The organism is Streptomyces sp. NPDC054956, from assembly GCF_053609185.1.
In genome coordinates this window covers 1-1843 of the sequence record NZ_JBSGXB010000598.1, presented here as the reverse complement: position 1 = coordinate 1843, position 1843 = coordinate 1, and the positions used below count along the sequence as shown (strand labels likewise).

The following is a 1843-nucleotide window of genomic DNA, read 5'->3' as shown; positions in this document are numbered from 1 at the left end:
CCGTGCCGTGAAGCTTCCGGCCGACGGTTCCGCTTCCGGGCGCGACGGCGGCGGCTCCGCCGCGCGTACGGACGCCGGAGCCCCGGTGCGGCCCGCCGCGGACGAGCCCGCCGACAGCGAGCGCACCGCCGTCTTCCGCAAGGTGAAGCCCGCCACCCCGGCCGCCGAGCCCGGCACCGCCGCACCCGGCACCACCGCCCCCGCCTCCGGCGAGCCCGCCGACAGCGAGCGGACCGCCGTGTTCCGGGCCGTCCGGCCCGGGGCCTCCCGGCCGGTGCCGCCGCACGCCGTCGGCGGGGAGCGCGCGAGCACCTTCGTACCGCTGCGGACCGATGACGTGCAGGCGCCCAAGACGGCGTCGCCCGCCGGGCCCGGGGTGCGTCCCGAGGCTGCGAAGCCGGCTCCGGCGCCCGTGCCGGACCCGGAGGCGACCGTGCGGGGCGCCGGGCAGTCGCCCGAGCGGACCATGCAGCAGCCGCTGCCGCCCAAGCCGCCGCTCGACATGCTGGCGGACCTCACCAACAACCCGCCCCCGCCGCCGAGCCCGACCCGGACCGCCGTGCGGCGGGTCAAGATCTACGCGCCGATCCTGGTGCTCCTCGCGGTCGTGCTCGCCGTCGTGCAGCTCGTGCGTCCGCTGCCCGAGCCGGCGCTCAAGATGACCGCGAAGAGCTCGTACACCTTCGACGGCGCGGCGCCCTCGCTGCCGTGGCCGAAGGAGGGCCAGGCCTACGTGGCTGCGGCCGGTCTCGGTCCCGTCGGCACCTTCGGCGAGCAGAAGCCCGTCGCGATCGGCAGTGTCGCGAAGGCCATGACGGCTTACGTCGTCCTCAAGGACTTCCCCATGAAGAAGGGGGAGAAGGGCCAGATGATCCCCGTCGACAAGACGGCGGTCGACGACGGCAAGAAGGAGACCGAGGGCGAGTCCACGGTCAACACGCTGAAGGAGGGCGACAAGATCTCGCAGTACGACGCCCTCGCCGCGATCATGATCCCCTCCGCCAACAACGTCGCGCGGCTCCTCGCGCGCTGGGACGGCGGCGCGGGCGGGCAGGAGGCGTTCGTCAAGAAGATGAACGACACCGCCAAGGAACTCGGCATGACCAACACCACGTACACGGACCCCTCGGGCCTGGACGCGACCACGGTCAGCACCGCCGAGGACCAGGTCAAGCTCGGCCTCAAGATCGTCGAGATGCCCGAGCTGATCGCGATCACCAAGCTGCCGAACTGGACCGACCCCTCCGGCAAGCAGTGGCGGAACTACAACGACCTCGTTCCGTTCAACGGCTCGCTCGGCATCAAGACCGGCTCCACCACGAAGGCGGGCGGCAACCTGCTCTTCGCCGCCGAGAAGAAGGTCGGCAAGACCAACCAGCTGATCGTCGGCGCGGTCCTCGGCCAGCACGGCGTGCCGATCCTCGGCACCGCGATCCAGGCCAGCAAGGACGTCATGCTGGCCACGCAGAAGGCGCTGACGGCCGCGAACATCGTCAAGAAGGACGAGGTCGTCGGTTACGTGGACGACGGGCTCGGCGGCCGCGTCCCGGTCGTGGCCACCGCGGACGTGGAGGCCATCGGCTGGCCGTCGGTCACCGTGGAGGTCAAGCTGGGTGACGGCGCCGCCAAGGTCCCGATGACCGCGAAGGCGGGCTCGGAGATCGGTGTGCTGACCGTCGGATCGGGCGCCAGCCAGGTCAAGGTGCCGGTGGCGCTGCAGAGCGACCTCGTGGCGCCGGGCATCGGCAAGAAGCTGACGCGCGTCGGCTGACGGCGCCGGCCGGTGCCGGCCGGGCGTGGAGCGATCCTCATCCTCTACGGATGGGTCCCCGCGGGCCTGGTC

At 72.4% G+C, this 1843-nt stretch carries 1 protein-coding gene; it reads left to right on the top strand.

All coding sequences use genetic code 11. The features are described from left to right. A partial coding sequence (locus tag ACWGDE_RS38620; RefSeq protein ID WP_453393762.1) for a serine hydrolase occupies positions 1 to 1771 on the top strand: 1771 nt, incomplete at its 5' end. Positions 1772 to 1843: the final 72 nt, after the last annotated feature.